The 24879-nt window shown below is 69.6% G+C and carries 24 protein-coding genes and 1 riboswitch; of the genes, 5 read left to right on the top strand and 19 right to left on the bottom strand.

Annotation, left to right across the window (positions count from 1 at the left end; translation table 11 throughout):
* Positions 1–21: 21 nt before the first annotated feature.
* Positions 22–2631 carry an FtsX-like permease family protein gene (locus QRN67_RS14855; RefSeq protein ID WP_285412375.1) on the bottom strand — a complete coding sequence of 870 codons (2610 nt, stop codon included), beginning with the start codon at positions 2629–2631 and terminating at the stop codon, positions 22–24.
* 80 nt (positions 2632–2711) lie between these two features.
* On the opposite strand from QRN67_RS14855, the gene QRN67_RS14850 reads away from it, so the two are divergent.
* Positions 2712–4043, top strand: coding sequence for a serine hydrolase domain-containing protein (locus tag QRN67_RS14850; RefSeq protein WP_285412374.1), 1332 nt, complete (start codon positions 2712–2714; stop codon positions 4041–4043).
* Between the two features lie 130 nt (positions 4044–4173).
* On the opposite strand, the gene QRN67_RS14845 is transcribed toward QRN67_RS14850, so the two are convergent.
* Both QRN67_RS14845 and ybiA read right to left on the bottom strand, forming a co-directional pair.
* Positions 4174–5076, bottom strand: a complete 903-nt coding sequence (locus tag QRN67_RS14845; protein WP_285412373.1) for an ADP-ribosylglycohydrolase family protein — start codon at positions 5074–5076, stop codon at positions 4174–4176.
* Positions 5073–5633, bottom strand: coding sequence for a riboflavin biosynthesis intermediates N-glycosidase (gene ybiA / locus QRN67_RS14840; RefSeq protein ID WP_285412372.1), 561 nt, complete (start codon positions 5631–5633; stop codon positions 5073–5075). Before ybiA ends, QRN67_RS14845 begins: the two co-directional genes overlap by 4 nt.
* A gap of 156 nt (positions 5634–5789) precedes the next feature.
* Here ybiA and QRN67_RS14835 point away from each other — a divergent pair, with 156 nt between their 5' ends.
* Positions 5790–6446 (top strand): NUDIX hydrolase, encoded by a 657-nt coding sequence (locus QRN67_RS14835; protein WP_285412466.1) that lies wholly within the window; start codon positions 5790–5792, stop codon positions 6444–6446.
* Between the two features lie 6 nt (positions 6447–6452).
* On the opposite strand, the gene QRN67_RS14830 is transcribed toward QRN67_RS14835, so the two are convergent.
* The 5 genes from QRN67_RS14830 to QRN67_RS14810 all read right to left on the bottom strand — a co-directional run bounded on the left by QRN67_RS14830 (position 6453) and on the right by QRN67_RS14810 (position 11162).
* Entirely contained in the window at positions 6453–7691 is a 1239-nt protein-coding gene (locus QRN67_RS14830; protein ID WP_503010900.1) for an RNA polymerase sigma factor, read from the bottom strand.
* Positions 7691–8053: a YciI family protein gene (locus QRN67_RS14825; RefSeq protein ID WP_285412370.1), complete on the bottom strand. Its 363-nt coding sequence runs from the start codon at positions 8051–8053 to the stop codon at positions 7691–7693. Before QRN67_RS14825 ends, QRN67_RS14830 begins: the two co-directional genes overlap by 1 nt.
* A 163-nt stretch (positions 8054–8216) precedes the next feature.
* Positions 8217–9578 (bottom strand): NAD(P)H-dependent oxidoreductase, encoded by a 1362-nt coding sequence (locus QRN67_RS14820; protein ID WP_285412369.1) that lies wholly within the window; start codon positions 9576–9578, stop codon positions 8217–8219.
* 4 nt (positions 9579–9582) lie between these two features.
* Positions 9583–10458, bottom strand: a complete 876-nt coding sequence (locus tag QRN67_RS14815) for a phytanoyl-CoA dioxygenase family protein (protein WP_081266610.1) — start codon at positions 10456–10458, stop codon at positions 9583–9585.
* The gene (locus QRN67_RS14810) at positions 10455–11162 is read right to left on the bottom strand and encodes a GntR family transcriptional regulator (protein WP_285412368.1); all 708 of its coding nucleotides are present in this window, start codon (positions 11160–11162) and stop codon (positions 10455–10457) included. The genes QRN67_RS14815 and QRN67_RS14810 overlap by 4 nt, the downstream gene beginning before the upstream one ends.
* 117 nt (positions 11163–11279) lie before the next feature.
* On the opposite strand from QRN67_RS14810, the gene QRN67_RS14805 reads away from it, so the two are divergent.
* Positions 11280–12245: a threo-3-hydroxy-L-aspartate ammonia-lyase gene (locus QRN67_RS14805; protein WP_285412366.1), complete on the top strand. Its 966-nt coding sequence runs from the start codon at positions 11280–11282 to the stop codon at positions 12243–12245.
* 3 nt (positions 12246–12248) lie between these two features.
* On the opposite strand, the gene QRN67_RS14800 is transcribed toward QRN67_RS14805, so the two are convergent.
* The 5 genes from QRN67_RS14800 to mutL form a co-directional block, all read right to left on the bottom strand.
* Positions 12249–13550 carry a TIGR03118 family protein gene (locus QRN67_RS14800; protein WP_285412364.1) on the bottom strand — a complete coding sequence of 434 codons (1302 nt, stop codon included), beginning with the start codon at positions 13548–13550 and terminating at the stop codon, positions 12249–12251.
* Between the two features lie 225 nt (positions 13551–13775).
* On the bottom strand, positions 13776–14426 hold the full coding sequence (locus QRN67_RS14795) for an ABC transporter ATP-binding protein (RefSeq protein WP_285412363.1): 651 nt from the start codon (positions 14424–14426) through the stop codon (positions 13776–13778).
* A complete protein-coding gene (gene miaA / locus QRN67_RS14790) occupies positions 14423–15478 on the bottom strand; it encodes a tRNA (adenosine(37)-N6)-dimethylallyltransferase MiaA (protein ID WP_285412361.1) in 1056 nt (351 codons plus the stop codon). Before miaA ends, QRN67_RS14795 begins: the two co-directional genes overlap by 4 nt.
* An 81-nt stretch (positions 15479–15559) precedes the next feature.
* On the bottom strand, positions 15560–16531 hold the full coding sequence (locus QRN67_RS14785; RefSeq protein WP_285412360.1) for an alpha/beta hydrolase: 972 nt from the start codon (positions 16529–16531) through the stop codon (positions 15560–15562).
* Positions 16532–16723: 192 nt separating this feature from the next.
* A complete protein-coding gene (mutL, locus tag QRN67_RS14780) occupies positions 16724–18595 on the bottom strand; it encodes a DNA mismatch repair endonuclease MutL (protein WP_285412359.1) in 1872 nt (623 codons plus the stop codon).
* An 85-nt stretch (positions 18596–18680) separates the two neighbouring features.
* On the opposite strand from mutL, the gene QRN67_RS14775 reads away from it, so the two are divergent.
* Entirely contained in the window at positions 18681–19349 is a 669-nt protein-coding gene (locus QRN67_RS14775; RefSeq protein WP_081266616.1) for a DedA family protein, read from the top strand.
* A gap of 81 nt (positions 19350–19430) precedes the next feature.
* Here QRN67_RS14775 and QRN67_RS14770 read toward each other — a convergent pair whose 3' ends face one another.
* The 3 genes from QRN67_RS14770 to tsaE all read right to left on the bottom strand — a co-directional run bounded on the left by QRN67_RS14770 (position 19431) and on the right by tsaE (position 21866).
* The gene (locus QRN67_RS14770) at positions 19431–19718 is read right to left on the bottom strand and encodes a YMGG-like glycine zipper-containing protein (RefSeq protein WP_081266617.1); all 288 of its coding nucleotides are present in this window, start codon (positions 19716–19718) and stop codon (positions 19431–19433) included.
* A 154-nt stretch (positions 19719–19872) separates the two neighbouring features.
* Positions 19873–21363, bottom strand: a complete 1491-nt coding sequence (locus QRN67_RS14765; RefSeq protein ID WP_285412357.1) for an N-acetylmuramoyl-L-alanine amidase — start codon at positions 21361–21363, stop codon at positions 19873–19875.
* On the bottom strand, positions 21360–21866 hold the full coding sequence (gene tsaE, locus QRN67_RS14760) for a tRNA (adenosine(37)-N6)-threonylcarbamoyltransferase complex ATPase subunit type 1 TsaE (protein ID WP_081266619.1): 507 nt from the start codon (positions 21864–21866) through the stop codon (positions 21360–21362). The genes QRN67_RS14765 and tsaE overlap by 4 nt, the downstream gene beginning before the upstream one ends.
* Here tsaE and queG point away from each other — a divergent pair.
* The gene (queG, locus tag QRN67_RS14755) at positions 21852–22925 is read left to right on the top strand and encodes a tRNA epoxyqueuosine(34) reductase QueG (RefSeq protein WP_285412356.1); all 1074 of its coding nucleotides are present in this window, start codon (positions 21852–21854) and stop codon (positions 22923–22925) included. The two genes, tsaE and queG, sit on opposite strands and share 15 nt — an antisense overlap.
* Here the strand turns inward: queG and arsC are convergent.
* The 3 genes from arsC to QRN67_RS14740 are packed head-to-tail and all read right to left on the bottom strand — an operon-like array spanning position 22922 to position 24570.
* Entirely contained in the window at positions 22922–23311 is a 390-nt protein-coding gene (arsC, locus tag QRN67_RS14750; RefSeq protein WP_285412355.1) for an arsenate reductase (glutaredoxin), read from the bottom strand. The two genes, queG and arsC, sit on opposite strands and share 4 nt — an antisense overlap.
* 27 nt (positions 23312–23338) lie before the next feature.
* Positions 23339–24025 carry a glutathione S-transferase family protein gene (locus QRN67_RS14745; protein WP_285412352.1) on the bottom strand — a complete coding sequence of 229 codons (687 nt, stop codon included), beginning with the start codon at positions 24023–24025 and terminating at the stop codon, positions 23339–23341.
* 32 nt (positions 24026–24057) lie between these two features.
* A complete protein-coding gene (locus QRN67_RS14740; protein WP_081266623.1) occupies positions 24058–24570 on the bottom strand; it encodes a 6,7-dimethyl-8-ribityllumazine synthase in 513 nt (170 codons plus the stop codon).
* Positions 24571–24668: 98 nt separating this feature from the next.
* Positions 24669–24840: riboswitch (FMN riboswitch) on the bottom strand.
* Positions 24841–24879 lie beyond the last annotated feature (39 nt).

Below are 24879 nucleotides of genomic sequence, written 5' to 3'. Positions count from 1 at the left end.
GGAGCAAGCCGGCCCCTCCGCCTACCAGTCTTCCTTCACCGCCAGCACCACGTCCCGCCCGGCCGCAGCCCGCCCCGCGAGCCACGCGGTGACGGTGCCCGCCACCACCACCGCGCCGCACAGCCCCAGCAGCCGCAGCCACGGCACCAGCAGATCCATGCTCCAGTGGAAGCTCTGCGGGTTCACCACCTTCACCAGCACCACCGACACCGCCAGTCCCAGGCCCAGCCCCGCGACGGCGCCGATGGCGGTCCACGCGGCGCCTTCGCCCGCCACCACCGCCAGCACCTGGCGCCGCGTGAAGCCCAGGTGCGCGAGCAGCCCGAATTCCTTGCGCCGCGCCAGCACCTGCGCGCTGAAGCTGGCGGCAATGCCGAAAAGGCCGATGGCGATGGCCACCGCCTGCAGCCAGTAGGTCACGGCGAAACTGCGGTCGAAGATGCGCAGCGAGGTCGTGCGGATCTGGCCTACCGACGCAATCTCCACCGAGTCGGCGGAGCCGCCGGCCTGGCGCGCCGCCAGCTCGCGCACCTGCGTCTGCACCGCGCCTTCCGCCGCGCCGGGCGCGAGCCACAGCGCCACGTCGCTCACGTTGCGCTCGCCGGTGATGCGCTCGAAGTCTCGCGCGTCCATCGTGATGGCGCCGAACTGGCGGGCATAGTCGCGCCACACGCCGGCCACGAAGAACGCTGGCGGTTGCCCTTGCGCAGTCGTGGCCGCGCCCATGGCGGCGGACAGCGGTGCGAACACCGTGCCCGGCTTCGCGCCGTACAGCTCGACCATCGGCTCGCTCACGTAGATGCCCACCTGCCCCTCGGGCACCGGCAGCGCGCTGCCAACCAGCGGCAGCGACTGGGTGGCGCCGCCTTCGAGGCTGCGCGCGATCAGCGTGACGGCGGGCCGCGTCGCGTCGAGCTGCAGCGTCTGCGTGCGCAGCGTGCCGGTGCGCGCCACGCCGGGCAGCTGTGCCACGGTTTGCACGAAGGCAGGCGGGAAGGTTGCGGTGTCGGTGCTGTTGCCGTTGCCCGCGTTGCCGCCGCGCCCGCCCGAGGTGGCGCGCACATACAGGTCGGCCGGCAGCACGACGTCGAGCCAGTGCGTGACCGAATCGCGGAAGCTCGCGACCATCACGGTCAGTGCGACCGCCAGGCTCAGGCTCGCGACCACGCCGCTCACCGCCACGGCCGCGGTGCCGCGCATGCGGCGTGCGCGCTCGATGGCCAGCATCGGCAGCAGGCGCTGCGCGAACACCGGCGCGATGCGGTCGTACAGCAGCGCGATGAGCCAGGGCAGGGCGGTGATGCCGCCCACCAGCAGGCAGGCCACCGACAGGTACGCCGCCACCGGAATGCCGCCGATGGCCGGCACGTTGGCCAGCACCGCACCCAGCCCGATCAGACCCAGCGCGAGCCAGTGGCTGTTGCCCCGCGCGGGCGCCGCGCCCAGCCCCTTGAGCGTCTGCGCCTCGGGCAGCGCCTGCGCCGCGCGCGCGGGCCACCAGCCACCGACCAGCGCTGCCAGCACGCCCAGCCCGCCATAGAGCGCCGCGGCGCCTGTACTCCAGTGCAGCTTGGGCGCGACACCTTCGAAATACCCGCCGCCCAGGTCGCCGCCGAGCACGCGCAGCGCGAAGGCCGCGAGCGCGGTGCCCAGCGCGAGCCCGGCAGCGCTGCCGATCAGGCCCAGCACCAGCGATTCGGCCAGCACCAGCCGCAGCCGTTCGCGCGGGGTGAGGCCCAGCACGCCGAGCAGCGCGAACTGCTGCGCGCGCTTGGCCACGCTGAGCGCCAGCACCGAGAACACGAGGAACGCGCCGGTGAACAGCGCGACCAGCGCCAGCACCGTGAGGTTCACGCGGTAGGCGCGCGAGAGGTTGCTCACGCGCTCCGCCGCGTCGCCCGGCTCCGCGAACTGCACCCCTGCCGGCCAGCCCGGCGATTGCCGCAGCGAGGCAATGAACGCGGCGCGGTCGGTGCCGGGCGCGAGCCGCAGGTCGATGCGGCTGAGCTGGCCCACCTGGCCGAACAGCTCCTGCGCGGCGGCGATGTCCATCACCGCGAGTGCCGTGCCGCCTGCGGCCACATGGCCGGCCACGTCGAGCCGTTGCCACGCGTCCCCGCTGCGCAGTTGCACCGTCTCGGCCGCGCCGCCGGCCGCTTGCGCCGGCAGGCCCAGCGCGGTGCGGGCCGCGTTGTTGAGGAACACATGGCCGGGCGCGAACAGCGCGAAGCGGTCGGCGCCGGCCGCGGCCTGCGGCATCAGCGCGGGCGCGATGGTCGGCAGCACCAGCGCATCGACGCCGATCACGCGCATCGGCACCTGTCGCTCGCCTGCGGCCAGCGCCAGGCCCTGGAACTCCAGCACCGGGCTGGCAAGCGTGACCTGCGGCTGCTGCGCGATGCGCGCGAACACGGCCTCGTCGAAGCCGCCCTGCACGGCGCGCACCTCGAGGTCGGGCTGGCCGTTGACCGAGCGCACTGCGCTGGAGAACTCGTCGAGCGCCGAAGCGTTGATCAGCTGCACCGAGAACGCCAGCGCCACGCCCAGCATCACCGCCAGCACGGCGGCCGCGTTGCGCCAGGGGTGGTGGCGGAGTTCCTGCCAGGAGAAGGTCGTGAGCAATGCGCGCATGCGCCGATTGTCGCGGCGCGCACGTTGTTACACAGGCGTGGCACGATGGCACCTCTTCGACGAAGCTGAGGAACCTCACGATGCGGCTGTTGCCCCGCGCCATGATCCGCGCCCCGACCCGCGCCAGTCCCTGCCGCTGGCTCGCGGCCGGGCTCCTCGCACCGCTGCTGGCCGGCACCGCCGCCGCGCAACCGCAGCCGCTGACGCTGGCCAGCGACCCGGCCTTCATCGCCAAGGCCGCGCTCGGCGCGGAGCGCGGCACGCTGGTGGTCGGCACGCTGCGCAACGGCAAGCCCGCCTACGGCGCGGCCTACAACCCCGAGCCGCCGTCGCCGCCGCGCTCCATCGAGCCCAACAGCGCGGAGCAGCCGATGTTCGAGATCGGCTCCGTCACCAAGGTCTTCACCGGCCTGCTGCTGGCGCAGGCGGTGGAGCGCGGCGACCTCAAGCTCGACGACACCGTGGGCAAGCTGCTCGCGGGCAAGGTGCAAGGGCTGTCGGCCGCGGTGGCCTCGGTCACGCTGCGCCAGTTGGTCACCCACACCGGCTGCATGCCCGTGATGGCCGACGGCGTGAGCGGCGGCGCCCCGCTGGCGGAGCAGTTCCGCAGCTTCGACAAGCCGATGTTCTGGGCCGCGCTCACGCGCATCAAGCTCACGGCCGCGGCGCCCCCCTGCGAGGGCGCGTACAGCAACTTCGGCATGGCGCTGCTCGGCCAGTTGCTGGCGGAGCACTACGGCACCTCGTGGGGCGAGCTGGTGCGCGCGCGCATCACCGAGCCGCTGGGCATGAACGACACCGTCATCACGCTGGGCGACAAGGCTTCGCGCATGGCCCCTGCCTTTGCCGGCGACCGCCGCCAGCCTCTGTTCGACATGCAGGCCTATGCGCCGGCCAGCGCGCTGCGCTCCACCGCCGCCGACATGATGACCTTCAGCCGCGCCATCATCGCGGGCGCCGGCGGCCCGCTGGGGCCTGCCGCCGCGCGCATGCTCACGCCGCTGGCGCACTACGAGGGCGCCGAGATCGGCTACGCGGTGATGGTGCGCGGCCCCGAGGGCGGCCGCCGCACCTACTGGCACGCCGGCCTCACCGAGGGCTACCGCACGCTCTGGCTGATCGCGCCCGACACCAACGAGGCGATCGTCGTGCTCGGCAGCAACGCGCGCGCGCCGCTGCAGCCGGTGATGCTGGCCATCGGCAAGAGCCGCTACCCGGTGCCGACGGCCGAGGTGCCGCTCGACCCGCAGCGGCTGGACGACTACAAGGGCGAGTTCCGCATCAGCAAGGCCAAGGCGCTGAGCTTCACCGTGCGCGGCGCGAAGCTGCTGGTGCGGGAGACGGGGCGCGGCTACAACGCGCTGACGCCCACGGGCGCCGATCGCTTTGCCGTGGTGGGCATCGGCGCGTAGTTCGTGTTCCGGCGCGACGCGGCCAATGCAGTGGTCGCCGTGTCGCTGACGCAGGGGGGCAGCCAGCTCGATGCGCGGCGCGAGGGCGCTGCGGCGGCGGTGCCGTTGCAGCAGTGACCGCGCGCGCCGCTCAGCCGGCCAGCGCCAGAAGCTGGTCTGCCATCTGCTCGATCTCTTCGCGCATCACCAGCGGGCGTAGCCAGTCAGCCGGCATGGCGCTGGCGCCGTAGAAGGCACCCGCCAGCTGGCCGCAGATTGCCGCGGTGGTGTCGGCGTCGTCGCCCAGGTTGGTGGCGGCGAGCACGGCTTCCTCGAACGATCGCGTGTGCGCGAAGCACCAGAGCGCCGCTTCGAGCGACTCGACACAGTAGCCCGATCCCTTGATGCGATCGATGGGCTTCGATGCGTAGTCGCCGCGCGCGAGCGCCATGACCTTGTCGCTCAAGGGCGTCAGCGGCTTTGTCGAAAGAATCGCTTCCTTGCTTTCACCGCGCAATGCCGAGCGCAACTGCAGCGCGAAGAGCTGCGAGCACTCGATGGCCTCCAGGGCGCCGTGCGTGGTGCGCGTGCTTTCTCCGGCCTGCTTCCAGGTGGCCTGCGCGCTGGCCGCGTAGAACATCGGCACCGGTGCGAGCCGCATCAAGGCGCCGTTGCCGGCCGTGCGCGGATCGGGGTCGCCCGCGAACGGATCGCCGGACGCGAGATAGCGGGTGAGGGCGCCCGACACCGTGAGGCCGATGTCGAAGCAGTTGCCGGTGCTGCTCATGTAGCCCACGCTGCGCCAGTTGCAGTAGCGGTTCATCTGGTCGACCGCGTCGAAGCCCTTGCAGTGGATCAGGCTCGCGGCCAGGCACAACGCCATCGAGGTGTCGTCGGTCCATTCGCCGGCAACAAGCCCGAACGGGCCGCCACCCTGCATGCCCGTCACGGGCGAGAAGCTGCCGCGCGCGCGGAACTCGACAGTGGTGCCCACGGCGTCGCCGCAGGCCAGGCCGAGCAGGCAGCCACGGTAGCGGTCGATGCCGTCGTTCATTGCGTGTGCCTCAAAGCATCGCGCGCGGCCATCAAGGCAAAGCCCAGCAGGTTCAGGCCCTTCCATTCGCGCGGGTCTTGCGCCGCGGGGTCGGTCGCGGCGCGTCCGATGCCCCAGATGGGATCGACCGGGCTGGCTTCCACCAGCACCTGATGGCCCGTGCCCAGCAGGAAGGCACCGAGCGCCGGGTTCTGCGCGAACTTGGCGATGTTGCCGCGCGTCACGATGTCTAGGCGCGCGGCCACCCATGCGGCTTCGTCGAAGTTGCGGATCTCGCGGCCCAGCTTCTTGGCTTCGGCGGGCGTGCGCGCCGTGAGGATGCGTTCGCAGGTCTCGGTGTCGCCGAACAGGCGCGCCTTGCCCGCCATCATGAAATGCTCGGCGGTGCGATAGCGGATGCCGTCGACGGTGAATTCCGCCTCGAACCATTGGCTGAAGCAGCTCTTGTCGACGCCGCTCTTCGGTGCCTGGTGGCCCCAGAACAGCAGGTATTCGGGGCGATGGCCCTGTGCGAAGTACGCGGGCAGGTCTCGGGTGCTGCGGGGTGTCGTGGTCATTTTTCTATTCTTCTTTCATGAGTTGCTCTGTGCAACTAATTGAGGGTTGTATAGTACAACTAACAAACCCGGCGTCAAGCCTTTCCCGTGGACACACCCAAGCCGAACCTCCCGCCGCTGACTTTTCCCCGCCCGCTGGTCACGGTCGACGTGGTGATGTTCACCGTGCTCGACGACGCCCTGCAGGTCCTGCTGGTGAAGCGGCCAGCCGACAGCGACGAGCCTTTTCCCGGCAGGTGGGCGCTGCCGGGCGGCTTCGTGAACATCGACGAAGACGCCACGCTGCTCGGCTGCGCCCTGCGCAAGCTGCGCGAGAAGACCGGCGTGGTCACGCCCTACCTCGAGCAGCTCGGCAGCTGGGGCGGTGCGCAGCGCGACCCGCGCGGCTGGTCGGCCACGCACTGCTTCTATGCGCTGGTTCCTGCGCAGGCCATGCAATTGCGCAGCGGCGCCAACGCGGCGGATGTGACGTGGTTCGAGGTCGGTGCCGCTTCGCGCAAGCGGCTGGCCTTCGATCACGGCGAGCTGCTCGAGGCGGCCGTCGCCCGGCTGCGCGGCAAGGTCGAATACACCTCGCTGCCGGCCTTCCTGCTCGAAGAGCCTTTCACGCTGCCCGCGCTGCAGCGCGTCTATGAAGTGGTGCTGGGCCGCGACGTCGACAAGAGCGCTTTCCGCAAGCGCATGCTCGACGGCGGGTTCATGGAAGAGGCCGGCATGGTCACGGGCAGCCTGGGCCGGCCGGCCATGAGCTACCGGCTGCGCGATCGCTCGCAGGCGGCATTGTTTCCGCGCACCTTCAACAGCGCGAAGTAGGGCCGCTCAGAGCCGCTGCGACATCGCATTGAGATAGGCCCGCACTACCGCGCTGGTGCTCAGGCCGATGGCCCGGTCGTATGCCTGCCGCGCCGCCGCGCGTGCGCCGCCGGCAGCCAGCAGATGGGCACGCGCGGCCCAGAACGGCTGGTAGTTGGTGATGTCGGCCGCGGGAATCGCATCGAGCGCCTGCAAACCCGTCTCCGGTCCGCGCGCATTGGCGAGCGCGCAGGCAAGGCTGACCTGCGCGCCGATGCTGGGGCGCAAGGCCAGCAGGCCCTGGTACAGCGACACCAGGGTTTCGGGCGGCACGGGCGCGCCGGCGCGTCGTTCGCAATGCGCCGACTGGATGGCGGCCTCCAGCTGGTAGGCGCCGAGCGACTGCATCGACGAGGCCTGCCGCAGGTGGTGCTCGGCCTCGGCCAGCAACTCGTGGTTCCAGCGCGTGATGTCCTGCTGGTCGAGCGGCACGTACGCACCGGCATCGTTGCGGCGTGCGGCGGTGCGCGCCTCGCAGAACAGCATGAGCGCGAGCAGGCCCAGCGGCTCGGGTTCGCGCGGCATCAGCTTGCACAGGATGCGGGCCAGGTCGATGGCCTCGGCCGTGAGGTTGCGCGGAATGGCATCTGCGCCGTCCACGTCGTCCCAGCCTGTGCCGTAGGCGGCGTAGATGCCGTCGAGCACGTCCTGCAGCCGCTGCGGCAGTTCGCGCGCCTGCGGGTATTCGAAGGGAATGCCGGCGGCGCGAATGCGTGCCTTGGCGCGCACCAGGCGCTGGCCGAGCGTCGAAGGCGAGGTCAGGAAGGCGCCGGCCATGCGCGCCGCGTCGAGGCCGAGCACGGTCTGCAGCATCAGCGGCGCGCGCGCCGGCGCGTCGATGGCCGGGTGCGCGCAGACGAAGAGCAGGCGCAGCCGCTCGTCGGGCACGACCGCGCCGTCGTTGGCGCTGTCGATGTCGTCGACCTCGCCCGCCAGCAGCATCAGCGCCTGCGTGGCCTCGTCCTGCACGCGGGTGTGGCGCCAGGCGTCGAGCTTGCGGTGCCGCGCGACGCTCAGCAGCCAGGCGTCGGGCCGAGCCGGTATGCCGTCGGCCGGCCAACGCTCGAGCGCACGCGCGAAAGCGTCCGCCAGAGCGTCTTCCGACGCGGCGATGTCGTGCGTGCGGGCCGACAGGATGGCCAGCAGCCGCCCGTATGAATCGCGCGCCGCACGTTCGGCGGCCTGGTGAGCCACCGGGTCTTTCATCATGCGGCGACGGCGGTGGCCACGAACACGGGCCTCACTTCGACGCCGCCGCTGGTCGCGCAGGGCGCGCGCGCCGCCCATTCGAGCGCCGCGTCGAGGTCGGGCACGTCTATCACGAAGTAGCCGCCGAGTTGCTCCTTGGTGTCGGCGAAGGGGCCGTCCTGCACCTGGCGCCTGTCGCCGCGCACGCGCAGGGTGGTGCCGGTCATGGGCGGGAACAGGCCGTGGCCGCCGAGCGAGATGCCGGCCTGGCGCACCGCGTCGGCATAGGCGACCCAGCTGGCGCGGTAGGCCTGGGAGGAGGCGTCGTTGCGTTGTTCGAATTCGGCCGCGGGTTGGTAGAACATCAACATGTATTGCATGGTGTCTCTCCGTCATGGAAAAGCTGTGCAGAGCAGGATCGCTCACCACAATGACGGCCCGCGTGCGGCCATTTCGACACGCCGTGGCGCGCCGGGGCAAATATTTTTTCCGTTATGGCGCGCGGGTGCAATGCAGCATTTCGCATTCACCCGCGCTGGGCGCTCACGCCACCCGCGCTTTCACCGCCGGTGCGAACATGCCTTCCATTTCGCTGCGAAGCTTGTACGCGGCGGTCGAAGTGTCGATGGCCACGTCGGCCCAGCTCAGGCTCTGGCCCTTCTTCACCGGCCGCAGCAGGCGGATGCCGTGCGCCAGCCCGAGCGGCAGGCCGCCCAAGCGCAGCGAGCGGTCGGCCGGCAGCAGCTTGCCCCAGACCGTGTAGCCGCCTTCGCCGTCGAGCACCTCGCCCACCGCGAGATCGCGCTTGGCGGTGGCCACCACGTCGGCGTTCCAGCAGGTGGCGGCACCGGTAGGCTCGCCGCGCAGCGCCACGCTGGCCACCGACATGCCCACCTCCAGGCCGATCAGGTGCCAGCGCTTGTACAGCGTGAAGTAGCGCCCGCTCGGGTCGGTGTGGGCGTTGTACTCCTCGAAGCAGTTCTTGATGTACTCGGTCTCGGCCTCGACCGTGACCCACACGCCCATGCGGATGTCGTAGGGGATCTTGCGCCCGTCGGCCTCCAGCGATGAGACCACCTCCACCATGCCCTTGCGCTCGAGCACGCCGCCTTCGCTCCTGGGACGGGTGACGAAGGGAATGTCTTCCACGCTCGCGGGCGGGTACAGCAGGCCGTCCGACGGCACAGTGAGGCCGGTGGCGTTGGCCACCGCCGAGCTTTCTATTGATGGCTTGGAGCCGTCGAGAAAGCTGTTGAACATCTTCGGGTTGAGCCCGCCGCGCTTCGCCTGCTCGGGCGTGAGGCCGTAGTTGCCCCACACCGTCTCGGGCGTCGATTCGGTGAAGTGCGGCAGCCACTTGTGGCCGCGCCCGGCGGCCACCACCGGAAAGCCGCAGGTGCGGGCCCAGTCGACCAGGTCGCAGATCAGCGCCGGCTGGTCGCCGAAGGCCAGCGAATAGACCACGCCGGCCTGCTGCGCCCTGCGTGCGAGCAGCGGGCCGCAGAAGGCGTCGGCCTCCACGGTCACGTTCACCACGTGCTTGCCGTGCGCGAAGGCGTCCAGGCAGTGGTCGACTGCGGCGATGGGGTTGCCCGTGCACTCGACCACGATGTCGATGGACGGCTCGCGCGTCACGGCCTGCCAGTCGTCGGTGATCCAGGTGTTGCCGTGCTTCAGCGCTTCCTGCACGGATGAGGCCGCGGCACGTTCGCGCTGCCAGCCCACACGCTCCAGGTTGACGCGGGCCGCATCCGGCGAGAGGTCGGCAATCGCCACCAGTTGCACGCCGGGCGTGCGAGGAATCTGCGCGAGGTACATGGCGCCGAACTTGCCGGCCCCTATGAGGCCGATGCGCACGGGGCGGCCTTCGGCGGCGCGCTGCTGCAGGCGGTTGTGCAGGCTCATGGGGTCAGGCCTCCGCGGTGTCGAGCACGTCGAGCGAGGTGCGCAGCGCGCTCTCGGGCAGGCCGTTCTTCCATGGCACTTCCACCGGATAGGGCTTCAACAGGCAGTCGTCGGGCAGCATCTCGATGGGCGTGAAGTCGCGGTGCGCGATGTACTCGGGCCGCTTGTGGCGCCGGATGTGGTTGCTGACCGCGCACAGGCTCAGGTACACCGCCACGCGGTTGAAGGGCGACAGATTGCTGCCCGAGGCATGCACCAGGCAGCTGTGGAAAAGAATCATCGAGCCCGCCGGCCCCTTCGGCGAGACGATGCCGCCGCGCTTGCCGCCGGCACGGTCGACCAGCTGGCGGATCAGGTCGTTGTCGACCGTCCACAGCGGGTAGCTGGTGGTGGTCAGGTCATGCTTCGCATCGACCACGCCCTTGCGGTGGCTGCCCGGTATGAACATCAGCGGGCCGTTGTGCTCGTTCACGTCGTCCAGGAAGATCGCGACGTTCATCGCGCGCTCGGTGGGCATCAGGTCGTCGTTGAGCCAGGTGCCGTAGTCCTGGTGCCACTGCCACACGTCGCCTTCGAACGCCATCTTGCCGTTGATCTTGAACTGGTGCATGTAGACCTCTTCCTCGAAGAGGTCGGTCACCGGGCCCACCATGCGCGGGTGGCGCGCCAGCCGCGCGAAGGGCTCGCTGATGAGGTGCGCGGCAAAGTTCGTGCGAACCGCGTCGGAGCCTTTCTCGCGCACGTTGAAGGCCTCGCGCCTGCTGTAGAGGTCCGGCACCGCGTCGGTCAGCACCTTCGTCTCTTCGGCAGAGAAATGGCCGGGGAAGAACAGATAGCCGTCGCGCTCGAACTGCGCGCGTTGCTCCGGGGTCAGCTTCATGCCTTGTCTCCTTTTCTGGTCGGTGGGGTCATGGATGCGGCGCGCGCCTGTTGCTGCGCGAGCCGCTCGCTCAGTGCCTCGCTGGCCCGCGAGACATGTTCTTCGCTCAGGCGCGCGGCACGGTCGGCGTTGCCGGCGGCGATGGCCGCGGCAATCGCCTCGTGCTCGTCCCACAGCGATTCGCGCTGCGGCTCGGCCTGCAGCACCGCGCCCATTGCGCGGCGCAGGTGGCGCCAGTGCGGATCGGCGCTCTGGCCGATCAGCGGGTTGCCCGAGGCCTCGTAGATGGCCTGGTGGAAGGCCACGTCGGCATCGAGCATGGCTTCCACATTGCGCCCGCGCGCCGCGCGACGGCCGCGCTCGATGAGCCTGGGGTCGATGCGAAAGCGCTGCTGCGCCGCGAGCCGCGCGGCCAGCGCATCGAGCGCGCCGCGCACCTGGTAGACCTTGCGCATCGCCTCGGCCTCCAGCGGCGCGACCAGCACGCCGCGGCCCGGCGCGTCGAGCACGAAGCCGTCTTTCTTCAGCAGCCGCAGCGCCTGCAGCACCGGCTGGCGCGACACCGACAGGCGCTGCGCGATGTCTTCCTGCGTGATGCGCTCGCCCGGGGCGAGCGTGCCGCTGCTGATGGCGCCGAGCAGGGCGCGGTAGACCTGGTCGACGAGGTCGGGGGCGGCTTCGATGCTGACGAGCTGGGCTGGCATGGACGGGCTCCGGGTCTGAACTCTGTATACAGAGTACAAACTTCAGGGCGGCCGCGCATACCGGGTTTTTACCCATCGGGGCTGCAAAAGATGGCAAGCCGCCGCTAAGCTCGGCGCATGCAACTACCGACCTACGACGACGTCATTGCCGCTGCCCAGCGGCTCGAGGGCCATGCCCATCGCACGCCCGTGCTGCGCTCGACCACCGCCGACGAGCGCTGGGGCGCCAGCTTCTTCTTCAAGTGCGAGAACTTCCAGCGCATGGGCGCCTTAAAGTTCCGCGGCGCGTTCAATGCGCTTTCCAGGTTCGACGCGGCGCAGCGCAAGGGCGGCGTGATCGCCTTCTCGTCGGGCAACCATGCGCAGGCCATCGCGCTGTCGGCCCGCCTTCTGTCGATGCCCGCCGTGATCGTGATGCCCAAGGACGCGCCCGCCGCCAAGGTCGCGGCCACACAGGGCTACGGCGCCGAAGTGGTGATGTACGACCGCTTCACCGAAGACCGCGAGGCACTGACCAGACGGCTCGCGCAGGAGCGCGGCATGACGATGATTCCGCCCTACGACCACCCCGACGTGCTCGCCGGCCAGGGCACGGCGGTGAAGGAACTGATCGAGGAGGCCGGTCCGCTCGACCATCTGTTCGTGTGCCTCGGCGGCGGCGGGCTGCTGTCGGGCTCCGCGCTGTCGGCGCGCGCACTCGCGCCGAACTGCAAGGTCTACGGCGTCGAGCCCGAGGCAGGCAACGACGGCCAGCAGTCGTTCCGCGCGGGCAGGATCGTGCACATCGAAACGCCCAAGACCATCGCCGACGGCGCGCAGACGCAGCACCTGGGCGAATACACCTTCGGCATCATCCGCCGCGACGTGGACGACATCTTCACCGTGACCGACGCGCAGCTCGTCGACGCCATGCGCTTCTTCGCCGAGCGCATGAAGATGGTGGTGGAGCCGACCGGCTGCCTCGCCTTTGCGGGCGCCATTGCGGCGGGCAAGGCCATCGCCGGCCAGCGCGTGGGCATCGTGATCAGCGGCGGCAATGTCGACCTGTCGCGCTACGCGGCGCTGCTCGCGCCGCAGTCATAGGTTTCAGATGGCGCGCAGCGAGCCGAAGAGCCCTTCGGTTTCGCCCTGCGGGCCCGCAGCAAAGTACAGCGCGTTGCTGTCGCCCAGCGCCACGCCATTGCCGAACTGCAGGCCCCAGGGGCCGGCGATCGCGACTGGCTTGTCCTGTTCATCGCGCAGGTCGTCCACATACTGCCCGCTGCCCAGGTCGAACGCGCAGATGCGGCCCGCCCCGCCGAAATTGCCGACCAGCAGCCGGCCCGACAACGCACCGAAGTCGGCTGGCGCAATAGCCACGCCCCAGTGCGCGTTGAGCCGGCCGTCGTCGGCGTAGATGCGCAGCAGCCGGCCGTCCAGGTCGAACTCGGCCAGCTTGCCCCGCGCTGGCCGGTTGCCTGAAGCGGCTTCGGCTGCGGCATCCAGGGCGTCTTCCTCGCCGGCGTGGAAGGCATCGGCACGTGCCGGGTCGGGCTGGCTGAGGGCATACAGCACGAACACCCGGTCGCGGGCTCCGTCGCTCACCACCTGGATGTTGAACGGCACCGGATCGCCCGGACGCGCCGTGCCTGCCGGCCCGCTCGCAAAGGGATTGGCGAAGCCCTGCGTCGGCACCGGTTGCCACCGTGCATCGAGCGTGCGTATTTGCGGCTGCGCGCCGAAGTCGGCCAGCCACAGGCGATCCCATCGGCCGGTGTGGATGGCGGCGCCGAAGAAGGCCATGCCCTGATCCGCGCCGTTGAAGACCTCCACGGCCGGGCCGTCGACGCGCACGATGGCGCCGCTGTCTGCATCGCGCTCCGTCCAGGCGCTGACGCTGCCGCTGTCGGTGACGAAGACGAAGCGCGCCGAGCCGTCGAGCATGCGCGTGCCGGCCGGCTGGCCTTGCACCCGGAACAGGTCCGAAGCCAGGGCCGCGCCGTTGAACACGACGCCCGTGACTTTGCCGGCGCTGTCCTCGCCCGTGCCTGCATCGGCGCCCGGCACGGTCACCTCGCGCAGGCCGTCCTGTTGCAGCGTATGCAATGCCGGGTCGGTGGAGCGCGTCACGTCGCCCAGGTACTGCCAGGAGATGCCGCCGCCGCCGACCCAGAAATGGCCGCCGGCACCGGCCGGGCGAATGGCGATGCCCCAGCCATTGATGAATTCGGGTTCTGTGAAGCGGGCGCCATGGCGCGCGTGGCTGGCCAGCAGATTGGCTTGGCGGTAGCGGTTGGTGGCCGTGGCGGCGCCACTGCCAATGCTGCTGCCGCCGCCGCCGCCGCCGCCGCAGGCGACGAGCGTGGATGACGCGAGTGTGCCTAGAACGAAGTTTCTTCTGTCGAGCATCTGTGATCCCCCTGATTGCGTTGCAAAGCCGTTGTCGAGTTGGCTGGGCACGCGGGACCACCATGCCTTTGACGCAGATGAACTGCAGGCGTCGGTGTGTTCGCAGATGGCTTGGCTATGGGCCGCCGATGCTACGAGAAGCCGTGCTGTGGGCTCTGAAAGCCGGCGCTGTTTCTGCCAACTTTTGCCGCTCCCGGCAATGGCATCGAGCGCAGCCCGGAGATCTCAGGCAGCGATGCCGTCGGCGCGCAGATGCAGCAGGCGGTCCGCACGGGCCGCCGCGCTCTCGGAGTGCGTGACCAGCACCAGCGACGCACCATGCTCGCGCGTCTGGCCGATCAGCAGTTCCATCACCTTGGCGGCGGTGGCCGGATCGAGGTTGCCCGTGGGCTCGTCGGCCAGCAGCAGGGCGGGGCGGTGCACCAGCGCGCGGGCGATGGCCACGCGCTGCAGCTGGCCGCCCGACAGCGTCTGCGGCAGCCGCGCGCCCATGCCGGGCAGGCCGACTGCTTCAAGCATGTGCGCCACGCGGCCGTCGTCGCGCTGCTGGCCCAGCAGCATCAGCGGCAGCGACACGTTCTGCGCGACGTCCAAGTGCGGCAGCACATGGAAGGCCTGGAACACGAAACCTACGTGGCGGCGGCGCCAGAGCGCGCAGGCTTCGCCGTCGAGCGCGCCGATGTCGGTGCCGTCGTGTGTGACCGTGCCCTGGTCCCAGCTGTCGAGGCCGGCCATGCAGTTGAGCAAGGTCGACTTGCCGACGCCCGATTCGCCGACGATGGCGACGAATTCGCCGGGCTCGACGGCGAGCGTCACGTTCTCGAAGACGGGCGATTCACCGTAGTGCTTGCCGAGGTTGGAAATGCGCAGCGTCATCCGGGGCTCTTGGGGCTGTTAGGGCTCATGGCCTTTGCAATCAGTTGAACGGCGTTCTGCACCGCGTAGGGCGCGTCGCAGGCAATCACGGTGCGCTGAGGCATGCTGCGCAGCCAGGTGACCTGCCGCTTCGCGAGCTGGCGCGTGGCGGCGATGCCGCGTTCGCGCAGGTCGGCCATGGCCCGGGCGTCGGGTTGCGACGTGCCGCACGCGTCGAGCGTTTCCCACGCCTGGCGGTAGCCGACGCAGCGCATCGAGGGCAGGTCGGTCGAGAGGTCGCCGCGCGCGCGCAGCGCCTTGACCTCGTCGAGGAAGCCGGCCGCCAGCATCGCGTCGAAGCGCTCGGCGATGCGCTTGTGCAGCCACGCGCGGTCGGCGGGCTCGAGCGAGAACAGCACCCCGCCGTCGACGGGCCTGGCAGTCTTGTTGTCGCTCGCATGAAAGCTCGACAGCGGCTGCCCGCTGCTTTCCCACACCTCGAGCGCGCGCTGGATGCGTTGGCTGTCCTGCGGAGCGAGCCGCGCGGCCGTGACCGGGTCGACCTGCGCGAGCCGCGCGTGCATGGCGGGCCAGCCGAGCGTGGCCGCCTCGGCGTCGATGCGCGCGCGCACGGCGGCATCGGCTGCCGGCATGGCGTCGATGCCGTCGAACAGCGCCTTGAAATACAGCATGGTGCCGCCCACCAGCAGCGGCAGCGCGCCGCGCGCGCGGATCTCTCCGATGAGCCGCGTGGCGTCGGCCACGAAGGCGGCAGCGCTGTAGCTTTCATGCGGATCGAGGATGTCGATCAGGTGGTGCGGCACGGCGGCGCGCTCTTCGGCGGTGGGCTTGGCAGTGCCGATGTCCATGCCGCGGTAGACCAGCGCCGAATCGACGCTGACGATCTCCACCGGGCGGACCATCGCCATGGCCAGCGCCACCGCTGTCTTGCCGGATGCGGTGGGGCCGGCAAGTGCGACATAGCGCGGTGAATCGGGAAGGGTCGCGGCGCCCGGCGATGCCGGGGACGCAGCCGCGTTGGCCGCGGCGGCCGGGGGGAAGCTGGGAGACATGATGCGCCGAGGGTAGCAAATGGCGCGGGGGCGTCGGCGCCGCGGGGCTTGCCCGCGCACGCCTTTGCACGGAACTGTCGCTCAGATGGCCGCTGGAACCGGCGCAGGCGCGGCACCGCGCACGTCTTGCGCGGTGGGCGCATTGGCCGGCGGTGCGAGCCGGGGTGTCGGGCGGGCCGGGCCGCCATTGCTGGCGAGCGTGGCCTCCGGCTTCATGCGGAAGAGTTGCGCCAGCGCCGCGCGGTACTGCGACTCGCCGACCGAGTTGGTGTCGTGGTGCGAGCCGCCCTCGACCAGCACGAACAGCTTGGGCACCGTGGCCGCGTCATACAGCTTGCGGCCCAGCGTCGGGTTGATCAGGCTGTCGGCCGTGCCATGCACCACCAGCAGCGGCGCGGAGATGTTCTTGACCGTGTTGATCGCCTCGAAGCGCTGTGTGATGAAGGGGCCGAAGGGCAGCCAGCCCCACTTGAAGCCGCTCACCACGTCGGCGATCGAGGTGAAGGTGCTCTCCACGATCACGCCGCTCTCGTCGTTCACGTGGGCCGCCAGGTCGATGCCGATGGCGCCGCCGAGCGAATGGCCGAATATGTAACGGTGTTGCTTGGGATGGCGCGCGGCCAGCCAGGTCCAGGCGGCGCGGGCGTCTTCGCGGGCCGATTCCTCGGAGGGCAGGCCCTTGGAGCTCTTCCCGAAACCGCGGTAGTCGATGGCCAGCACCGAGAAACCCAGCTCGTGCATGCGCTGGATGCGCGGTGCCGAGCCGGCGACGTTGTAGCGGGCGCCGTGCAGGTACAGGAGCACGGGCGTGTCGGTCGTCTCGGGCTTGCCGCCCAGCCACAGGCCGTGCAGGCGCGCGGGCTCGCCGGTAAGGGAGGACTGGAAGTCGATCCACACGTCTTCCATGCCCCGGGCCATGGAAGCTGTATTGCCCCAGCTGCGGTCGCTGGGCTGGAAGATCCACTGGCGCTGCTGTTCGTCGAGCGTCGAGCAACCCGCCGCCAGCAGGGCGCAAAGCGAAAAGACTGACGCGAGGAGGGTCCAGCGTTTCATCATGAGGTTGAGGGACAGCGAAGTCGGCGGAAAAGTTCACCTGCGTTGGCCGCGGCGTGCCGACATCGCGCCGCGGTTAACTCCCTGAAACAACGCTCGCAGGCGCTTTGTGGAGCCTATGCAACGTGCGTGCCCGGAACGCGGATGACCGCCCGAACCCCTCGAAAACCCTCTGAAAGGCGCTTTCCGGGGCTATCGGCCGCGCATGAACAGCGAATCCAGCTCGCGGATGGATAGCTGCCGCCAGGTGGGGCGGCCGTGGTTGCACTGGTCGGAACGCTCGGTCGCTTCCATCTGGCGTAACAGTGCGTTCATTTCGTCGATGGTGAGCTTGCGGTTGGCCCGAACAGCGCCGTGGCAGGCCATGGTGGAGAGCAATTCGTTCTGGGCACGCTGCACAACGGTGCTTGCGTCGTGCTGGCCCAGCTCGGCCAGCACGCTGCGCGCCAGTTCCACCGGGTCGCCGTCGGCCAGCGTTCCGGGTACCGCGCGCACCGCAAGCGTGCGCGGCGAGAACGGCGTGATCTCCAGCCCCAGCGTCGGCAGCACCGACGCGCAGGCTTCGGCCGTGGCCACTTCCTGAGGCGTGGCTGCGAAGGTGGCGGGAATCAGCAGCGGCTGGCTGGTGATGGCCGCGCCGTCGAGCTGGGTCTTGAGCCGCTCGTAGACGATGCGCTCGTGCGCCGCGTGCATGTCGACCACCACCAGGCCCTGGCTGTTCTCGGCCAGGATGTAGATGCCCTGCAGCTGGGCCAGCGCGCGGCCCAGGGGCCAGGCCTCGTCGTTGGTCGCCGTCGGCGCCGGCGCTGCAGCGGGAGCGACCGCCGACAGGCCGAGTCCGGCCGGCGGACGAAAGGCTGTTTCAGTCCGTGGCTGGTCGTCGGAGCGATCGGCGCGCTGCTGGGGCCACAGCGCTTCGAAATCCCCGGCGCCGCGCTCCTGAGCTACGAAATTGATAGCAGGCTGGGCCCAGCTGGCGTTCGGTGGCAGCGGTGTCTGCCTGAAGAAGGGCTGCGGCGGGCCGGATGCGGCCACGGCGTCGCCGGCGCGCGGCGCCGCCAGCGCGTCCTCGATGGCATGGCGCACCGCCTGGTGGATCTCGCGCCCGTCGCGAAAGCGCACCTCGATCTTGGTGGGATGCACGTTCACGTCGACCCGCGACGGATCGATCTCGAGGTAGAGCGCGTAGATCGGCTGGCGGTGGCCGTGCAGCACGTCTTCGTATGCGCTGCGCACGGCATGCGACAGCACCTTGTCGCGCACGAAGCGGCCGTTGACGTAGAAGAACTGCTGGTCGCCGCGCGAGCGGGCCGCATCGGGAATGCCGGCACGGCCGACCACGCGCACCGGACCGCCGACGCGGTCGACCGCCACGCTCTGCGCCACGAACTCGTCGCTCAGCGCATCGGCCAGCCGCTGCTCGCGGACCTCGGCCGCGCGCCACTGCTCGACCAGCTTGCCGTCGTGCCAGATCGAGAAGCCCACCTCGGGCCGCGCCAGCGCATGGCGGCGCACCGCCTCGATGCAATGGGCGAGCTCCGTGGCGTCGGTCTTCAGGAACTTGCGGCGCGCGGGGGTCGCGAAGAACAGCTCGCGCACCTCGACCGTGGTGCCGGTGGAGCGGGCCACCGGCCGCAGTTCGCCGGTGCGGCCGTCCAGGGCGAAGGCCGTGTCGGCGCCGGCAAAGCGCGAAAGGATGCTGAGTTCGGCGATCGCGTTGATGGCCGCGAGCGCCTCGCCGCGAAAGCCCATCGTGCCGACCGTTTCCAGGTCGTTGAGGCTCGCGATCTTGCTGGTGGCATGGCGGCGCAGGGCCACGGTGAGTTCTTCGCGCGGAATGCCCATGCCGTCGTCCTCGACGGAGATCAGCCGCACGCCGCCCGCGGCCAGCCGCACCGTGATCTGGCGGGCGCCCGCATCGAGCGCGTTGTCCAGCAGTTCGCGCACCACCGAGGCGGGCCGCTCGACCACTTCTCCGGCGGCGATCTGGCTGATCAGCTCGTCGGGAAGTTCCCGGATGGGGCGGCGTTCGGTGGGAGGAGGAGAGATTGGGAGGGCACTCACCGGGCCATTTTAGGAGGCGTGCCGCGCTGCCCGATGTTGGGGTGATTCAGGGGGTGTTCGGGTTGAGCAAGGATAATCCGCGCCCATGGAAATCATCAGCTTTCTCGTCGACTTCATCCTGCATGTCGACAAGCACCTCGAGCAATTCGTCATCGCCTACGGTCCGTGGGTCTATGCGCTGCTCTTCCTGATCGTGTTCGTGGAGACCGGTGCGGTGGTGATGCCGTTCCTGCCCGGCGACTCGCTGCTGTTCATCGTCGGCGCGCTGTGCGGCGCGGGACTCATGAGCTATCCGCTGGCGTGCGGCATCCTGATTGCGGCGGCCATCCTGGGCGACCAGTGCAACTATTCGATCGGCCGCTACTTCGGACCGAAGGTGTTCCAGTGGGAGAGTTCGCGATTCTTCAATCGCAAGGCCTTCGACCAGGCCCATGGCTTCTACGAGCGCTACGGCGGCATCACCATCGTGCTCGCGCGCTTCATGCCCTTCATTCGCACCTTCGCGCCCTTCGTTGCCGGCGTGGCGGAAATGAACCGCGGCAAGTTCACGGCATACAACGTCGCCGGCGCGCTGATCTGGGTGCTGGGCATCGCGACCGCCGGCTACTTCTTCGGCAACCTGCCGTTCGTGCGGCAGCATCTCGACAAGATCATCTGGGCGTTGATCTTCATTCCGGGCCTGCTCGCCATCTTCGGCGCATGGCGCGCTTCAAAGGCCGAGAAGGCGCGCGCAGCGCAGTTGCCCGCGGCCTGATCCGCGATCGATTCACCCGAGCAGAAACAGAAAAGCGCGCCACGAGGGCGCGCTTTTTTTCATCCCTGGGCCTGAACCGGATCAGTAGTTCGGGCCGTTGCCGGGGTAGTAGCCGCTGCCGCTCGGGTAGCGCTGCTGGTTGTAGTAGTTGCGTTCGTCGGCATTGCGGCCCACCTGGTTGCCGATGATGCCGCCGATGGCTGCACCGCCGACGGTGGCTGCCGTGTTGCCGCCGATGGCATTGCCCACCAGCGCACCGCCTACCGCACCCACACCAGTTCCGAGGTTCTGGTTGGGGCCGCTTGCGCAACCCGCGATAGCCATGACGGAAGTGGCTGCAGCCGCTGCGATCCAGAGTCGTGTCTTCATGATGTGCACCTTTCAAGGAGTGATGGAGCCATCATGTCCAGGTTGCGCTTTGGCACGGTGTAGGAGTCTGCCGCGCCTCCCTGTGCGCTGTCACGGGCCGCCCCGCGTGGGACAGCAGGGCATGCTTTGGCTTTACAAAAGCCCCGCCGGCGGCTCAGAGCTGGCGGCTGCGCGCAAGCGGCGGGTTCTGTGCAAAGTAGCGCTGGATGCCGCGCATCAGAGCATCGGCTAGGCTTTCCTGATAGTCGACGCGGCGCAGGTTCGCTTCTTCTTCCGGGTTGCTGATGAAGGCGGTTTCGACCAGCACGCTGGGAATGTCGGGCGCCTTCAGCACCGCGAAGCCGGCCTGCTCGACCTGCCCCTTGTGCAGCCGCGCGCCGATGTTCTTGATCTCGCCGAGCATGGCGCCGCCGAGCTTGAGGCTGTCGTTGATCTGCGCGGTCGTGCTCATGTCGAGCAGGGCGCGCTGCACCTGCGCCTCATGGCCGCCCACGTTGACGCCGCCGACCTTGTCTGCTTCGTTTTCCTTGTTGGCCATCCAGCGCGCGGCGCTGCTCGAGGCGCCGCTCTGGCTGAGCGCGAACACGCTGGCACCGCGCGCGGCGGGCGTGGTGAAGGCGTCGGCATGGATGCTCACGAACAGGTCGGCCTGCACGCGCCGGGCCTTCTGCACACGCACGCCCAGCGGCACGAAGAAGTCGGCGTCGCGCGTGAGAAACGCGCGCATCGGGCTGCCGTTCACGCTGCCCGCGTTGATGCGTTCGCGCAGGCGGTGCGCAACCTGCAGCACGATGTCTTTTTCGCGCGTCCCGCTGGGGCCGATGGCGCCGGGGTCTTCGCCGCCGTGGCCGGGATCGAGCGCCACGATGATGATGCGGTCGGTGCGGCTCGCCGTGGCGGTGCCGCCGCGGGGCGCGGCCACCGGCGGTGGCGATGCGGGTGGCGCCAACGGCCTGACGGGCGCGGTGCCCACCACAGGTGGCGGCGGCGCGGAGATCACCGGTGCCTGCGGGCGATCGTTGCCCGCCACCACGGCTGGCGGCGGCGTCTGCGGGCCGGGGCGCATGGCCTGCTGCGCCATCAGGTCGCCGAGCGGGTCGCCCGCCGGCGCGGTGGGGTTCGAGGGCACGATGCCGGCCACGGGCGGGTTGCCGCCCTGCGGCGTGCGGGGCGCGTCGCGCAGGCGCTCCGCGATCAGCGCTTCCATCGGGTCGACGGCCTGCTCGGGGTACAGGTCGAGCACAAGCCGGTGCTTGTACGCGGCCACTGGCGCGAGCGAGAACACCTGCGGCACCACGGCCTGCTTCAGGTCGAACACGATGCGCACCACCTTCGGCGCGTTCTGCCCGACACGCAGGCCGTTGATGTACGGGTCGCCCGGCTTGATCTTGCCGACCAGCTCGCGCAGTTCGGGGTTGAGGTCGATGCCCTCGATGTCGACCGCGAGCCGCGGCGGGCTGCCCACCACGAGCTGTTGCGAATTGAGGCGCGCGTCGGACTCGATGGTCACGCGGGTGTAGTCGGCGGCGGGCCATACGCGCACCGCGAGGATGGTCGCGCCGCGCGCGATCTGGTGCACCCCGAGCATCAGCGCGATGCTGCCGCCCTGCAGAAGCACGCGCCGTTTCAGGCCGACCGCCTTCATGCGGCGATGCGCGCCAGCAGATCGCTGCCGCGAGGGGTGTTCGCGAGGAGGGTCACGCTGCGTGTGTCGTCAGTCATTGCTTCTATTTTAATAGCGAGGTCGGCAATTGGTGTGCGGCCCGCGGCGTTGTCGGGCCATTCGGCCAGCTTGAGGCCCGGCCCCGCGAAGATGTCGCGGAAGCCGGCGTCGTCCCATTCGCGCGGGTCGGCGAAGCGATAGAAGTCGAAATGGAAGATCTGCAGGCCGTCGGGCGCATCGTGCGGCTCGACCACCGCGTAGGTGGGGCTCTTGATGCGCCCCGCGATGCCGAGCGCGCGCAGCAGGTGCCGAACGAAAGTCGTCTTGCCGGCACCGAGGTCGCCATGCAGCGCGATGAAGGCGTCGCGCAACGCGGGCGATGCGGCGAGCGCCTGCGCGAAAGCGGCGGTGTCGTCTTCGCTGCGCCAGCGCAGGGTGCGGGTGCTCGTTTGCGTTTCTACAATCGGCAAGTGATCGTCAGCCATCCACTCGTTGTTCGTATTCAGGCTTTGGCCCGGGAACTCGGATTCTCCCAAATCGGAATCGCGGGCGTCGATTTATCGAGCGCCGAGGACGGTCTGATGCAGTGGCTGGCCCATGGGTTCCATGGCGAGATGCAATACATGGCAACACACGGCGCCCGCCGCGCCCGTCCGGCCGAACTGGTGCCGGGCACGGTGAGCGTGATCACCGCGCGCATGAACTACCTGCCGCGCGACACCGCCCCCGAGTGGCAGGCCGTCGAGTTCGACCGCCTCACGCGGCCCGGCGAAGCCATCGTGTCGGTCTATGCGCGGGGCAGGGACTATCACAAGGTGCTGCGCAACCGGCTCGCGAAGTTGGCGGAACGCATCGCCGAAGAGGTCGGGCCATTCGGCCACCGCGCCTTCACCGACTCGGCCCCGGTGCTCGAGGCGGAGCTGGCCTCGCGCAGCGGGCAGGGCTGGCGCGGCAAGCACACGCTGGTGCTCGACCGCGACGCGGGCTCGATGTTCTTCCTGGGCGAGATCTACGTCGACATGGCGCTGCCGCCTAGCGAGCCCGTGACCGCGCATTGCGGCAGTTGCAGCGCATGCATCGACGTGTGCCCGACGCAGGCCATCGTGGCGCCCCGGAGGCTCGACGCGCGGCGCTGCATTTCCTACCTCACCATCGAGCACGGCGGCGCCATTCCGCTGGAGCTGCGCCCGATGATGGGCAACCGCATCTACGGCTGCGACGACTGCCAGCTGATCTGCCCCTGGAACAAGTTCGCGAAGAAGAGCGAGCTGCCCGATTTCGACGCGCGCGAAGGGCTCACCGGGCGCTCGCTGGCGGAGCTTTTCGCATGGACCGAGGCCGACTTCCTGCGCCGCACCGAAGGCAGCCCGATCCGCCGCATCGGCCATGAGCGCTGGTTGCGCAACATTGCGGTGGCGCTGGGCAATGCGGTGCGCGCGGGCGAAGACGGCGCAAAGGAAGCGCTCGCCACGCGCGCGGAGCACCCCAGCGAGCTCGTGCGCGAGCACGTGGCGTGGGGCCTCGGGCAGGAAGTGCCCGCCTAGCCTTTCTTCGCGGGCAGGATCTCTTCCACGCGCTGCCATGGCCGGCACATCAACGTGCCGCGCGGCGACACCACGATGGGCCGCTGCAGCAGGATGGGGTGCGCCACGATGGCGTCGAATAGCTGGTCGTCGCTCAGTTTCTCGTCGGCCAATCCGAGCTCTTCGTAGGGCGCTTCCTTGGTACGCAGCAGGTCGCGCGCGCCCAGGCCCATGGCCTTGGCCAGCTCGCGCAGCTTCTTCTTGCCCGGCGGGGTTTCCAGGTAGAGAACGATCTCGGGCTCCACGCCGCTTTCGCGGATCAGCTGCAGCACGTTGCGCGACGTGCTGCAGTTGGGCTTGTGGTAGATCGTCATCGGATAGTCGGTGGTGGGGGTGCGAGCGGTCATGGCGTCGATTATGAAAAGAGCAGGGCGCTACGCTCCCGTGGTTTCCCAGCCGGGCGTGAACGGAAATCTCTCGGCCCAGAAACCGGCCAGGCGCGGATCGGCGTCCACGCGCTTCACCACCGGCGCCATGCGCGGCGCCTCGCGGTAGAAGCGCGCGCGCCGCGGCGTCCAGCGCGACATCACGGTCACGTACAGGTCGAGCATGCCGAGCCTGTCGCCGAGCAGGTAGGGCGCGGGCTCGTCGATCTGCGTGTCCATCAGGTGCCAGCAATGCGCGATGCGCTCGGCCGATCGATCGAGCATCGCGGGCTGGCCGGCGGGGTCGGGCACGAGCCGCGAGGGATCGTCGCGCACCCAGAACAGCGAATAGATGGCGGCCGGCAGGTAGACCATCCAGCGCAGGTAGCGCGCGCGCAGCGGGCTGTCGGGCGCGGGGCAGAGGCCGGCTTCCGGGTAGCGGTCGCCGAGCCAGATCAGGATGGCCGCGCTCTCGGTCATCACCTCGCCAGAAGGCAGCACCAGCGCGGGCACTTGGCGCATCGGGTTGACGCCCGAGACGCGTTCGCGCTCAGCTTCGCCCTCCCATGCGGCGATGTCGACGGTGTCGACCTGCGCGCCGATCAGCGTCAGCGCCGCATGGATCGGCGTGGCACCGGAGCCGGGCGCTCCGTAGAGTGTGTAGCGGTCGTTCGAGGCGGGTGATGAAGAGCTCATCCGCCCAGATTACTTCAGCCTCGCGGCCGTTGTCACGCGGCCAGCAGCGCATCCACCTGCTTGAGCGCTTCGAGCGTCCTGACGCAGGCCTCGGCCACTTCAGTCCCTTTGACGGCGAAGTGGCGATGGAAATACTTGCGGTGCTCCACGTGCTCATGGAAGTGGTGCGGCGTGAGCACGGCCGAGAAGATCGGCACGTCGGTCTCCAGCTGCAGCGACATCAGCGTGCTGACCACCGTGTTCGCGACGAACTCGTGGCGGTAGATGCCGCCGTCCACCACCAGCGCACAGCCGACGATGGCCGCGTACTTGCCCGAGTTGGCCAGCCGCTTGGCATGCAGCGGGATCTCGAAGGCGCCCGGCACGTCGAAGATGTCGATGAGCTCGCGCGCCACGCCGAGCCGCGCCATTTCTTCGAGGAAGGCGTCGCGCGCCTGGTGGACGATGTCGGAATGCCACTGCGCCTCGACGAATGCGATGCGCGTGCCGCGCGGCGAACCCGACGCGGTGATGGCGGAGAGGGGAAGGTCGTTGATCTGACTCATGGTGTGCCTCTTGAAAGCAGGTTTCCTGAATCAGGGCGCACGAAACCACGGGGCCACCCGCGCGCCTGCATGGCAGGGCACGCGGGTCGACCCGCATTTCGCGCTCTCTTTCATCCGGACTGTGACCGTCGGCTTCGGAATCGCACCGAAATCTGCTGACCCTGGAACCCGTTGAGGGCGCCAGGCGCTCGCGGGCTTGTGCGGCATCCCTTTCGAGAAAAAGCCGCCATTACCGCCGGTGGGGAATTGCACCCCGCCCTGAGAACGCTTGTCGTCCGGCTGGCCGGACGACGGCGCGATTCTAGGAGC

The organism is Variovorax sp. efr-133-TYG-130 (genome assembly GCF_030208835.1).
Taxonomy (GTDB): Bacteria; Pseudomonadota; Gammaproteobacteria; order Burkholderiales; family Burkholderiaceae_C; genus Variovorax.
This window is presented reverse-complemented; position numbering and strand designations above follow the sequence as displayed.

Coding starts and splice junctions, on each gene's coding strand:
- QRN67_RS14855 (WP_285412375.1), bottom strand. CDS start 2,631: ATGCGCGCATTGCTCACGACCTTCTCCTGGCAGGAACTCCGCCACCAC.
- QRN67_RS14850 (WP_285412374.1), top strand. CDS start 2,712: ATGCGGCTGTTGCCCCGCGCCATGATCCGCGCCCCGACCCGCGCCAGT.
- QRN67_RS14845 (WP_285412373.1), bottom strand. CDS start 5,076: ATGAACGACGGCATCGACCGCTACCGTGGCTGCCTGCTCGGCCTGGCC.
- ybiA (WP_285412372.1), bottom strand. CDS start 5,633: ATGACCACGACACCCCGCAGCACCCGAGACCTGCCCGCGTACTTCGCA.
- QRN67_RS14835 (WP_285412466.1), top strand. CDS start 5,790: ATGTTCACCGTGCTCGACGACGCCCTGCAGGTCCTGCTGGTGAAGCGG.
- QRN67_RS14830 (WP_503010900.1), bottom strand. CDS start 7,691: ATGAAAGACCCGGTGGCTCACCAGGCCGCCGAACGTGCGGCGCGCGAT.
- QRN67_RS14825 (WP_285412370.1), bottom strand. CDS start 8,053: ATGCAATACATGTTGATGTTCTACCAACCCGCGGCCGAATTCGAACAA.
- QRN67_RS14820 (WP_285412369.1), bottom strand. CDS start 9,578: ATGAGCCTGCACAACCGCCTGCAGCAGCGCGCCGCCGAAGGCCGCCCC.
- QRN67_RS14815 (WP_081266610.1), bottom strand. CDS start 10,458: ATGAAGCTGACCCCGGAGCAACGCGCGCAGTTCGAGCGCGACGGCTAT.
- QRN67_RS14810 (WP_285412368.1), bottom strand. CDS start 11,162: ATGCCAGCCCAGCTCGTCAGCATCGAAGCCGCCCCCGACCTCGTCGAC.
- QRN67_RS14805 (WP_285412366.1), top strand. CDS start 11,280: ATGCAACTACCGACCTACGACGACGTCATTGCCGCTGCCCAGCGGCTC.
- QRN67_RS14800 (WP_285412364.1), bottom strand. CDS start 13,550: ATGCTCGACAGAAGAAACTTCGTTCTAGGCACACTCGCGTCATCCACG.
- QRN67_RS14795 (WP_285412363.1), bottom strand. CDS start 14,426: ATGACGCTGCGCATTTCCAACCTCGGCAAGCACTACGGTGAATCGCCC.
- miaA (WP_285412361.1), bottom strand. CDS start 15,478: ATGTCTCCCAGCTTCCCCCCGGCCGCCGCGGCCAACGCGGCTGCGTCC.
- QRN67_RS14785 (WP_285412360.1), bottom strand. CDS start 16,531: ATGAAACGCTGGACCCTCCTCGCGTCAGTCTTTTCGCTTTGCGCCCTG.
- QRN67_RS14775 (WP_081266616.1), top strand. CDS start 18,681: ATGGAAATCATCAGCTTTCTCGTCGACTTCATCCTGCATGTCGACAAG.
- QRN67_RS14770 (WP_081266617.1), bottom strand. CDS start 19,718: ATGAAGACACGACTCTGGATCGCAGCGGCTGCAGCCACTTCCGTCATG.
- QRN67_RS14765 (WP_285412357.1), bottom strand. CDS start 21,363: ATGAAGGCGGTCGGCCTGAAACGGCGCGTGCTTCTGCAGGGCGGCAGC.
- tsaE (WP_081266619.1), bottom strand. CDS start 21,866: ATGGCTGACGATCACTTGCCGATTGTAGAAACGCAAACGAGCACCCGC.
- arsC (WP_285412355.1), bottom strand. CDS start 23,311: ATGACCGCTCGCACCCCCACCACCGACTATCCGATGACGATCTACCAC.
- QRN67_RS14745 (WP_285412352.1), bottom strand. CDS start 24,025: ATGAGCTCTTCATCACCCGCCTCGAACGACCGCTACACACTCTACGGA.
- QRN67_RS14740 (WP_081266623.1), bottom strand. CDS start 24,570: ATGAGTCAGATCAACGACCTTCCCCTCTCCGCCATCACCGCGTCGGGT.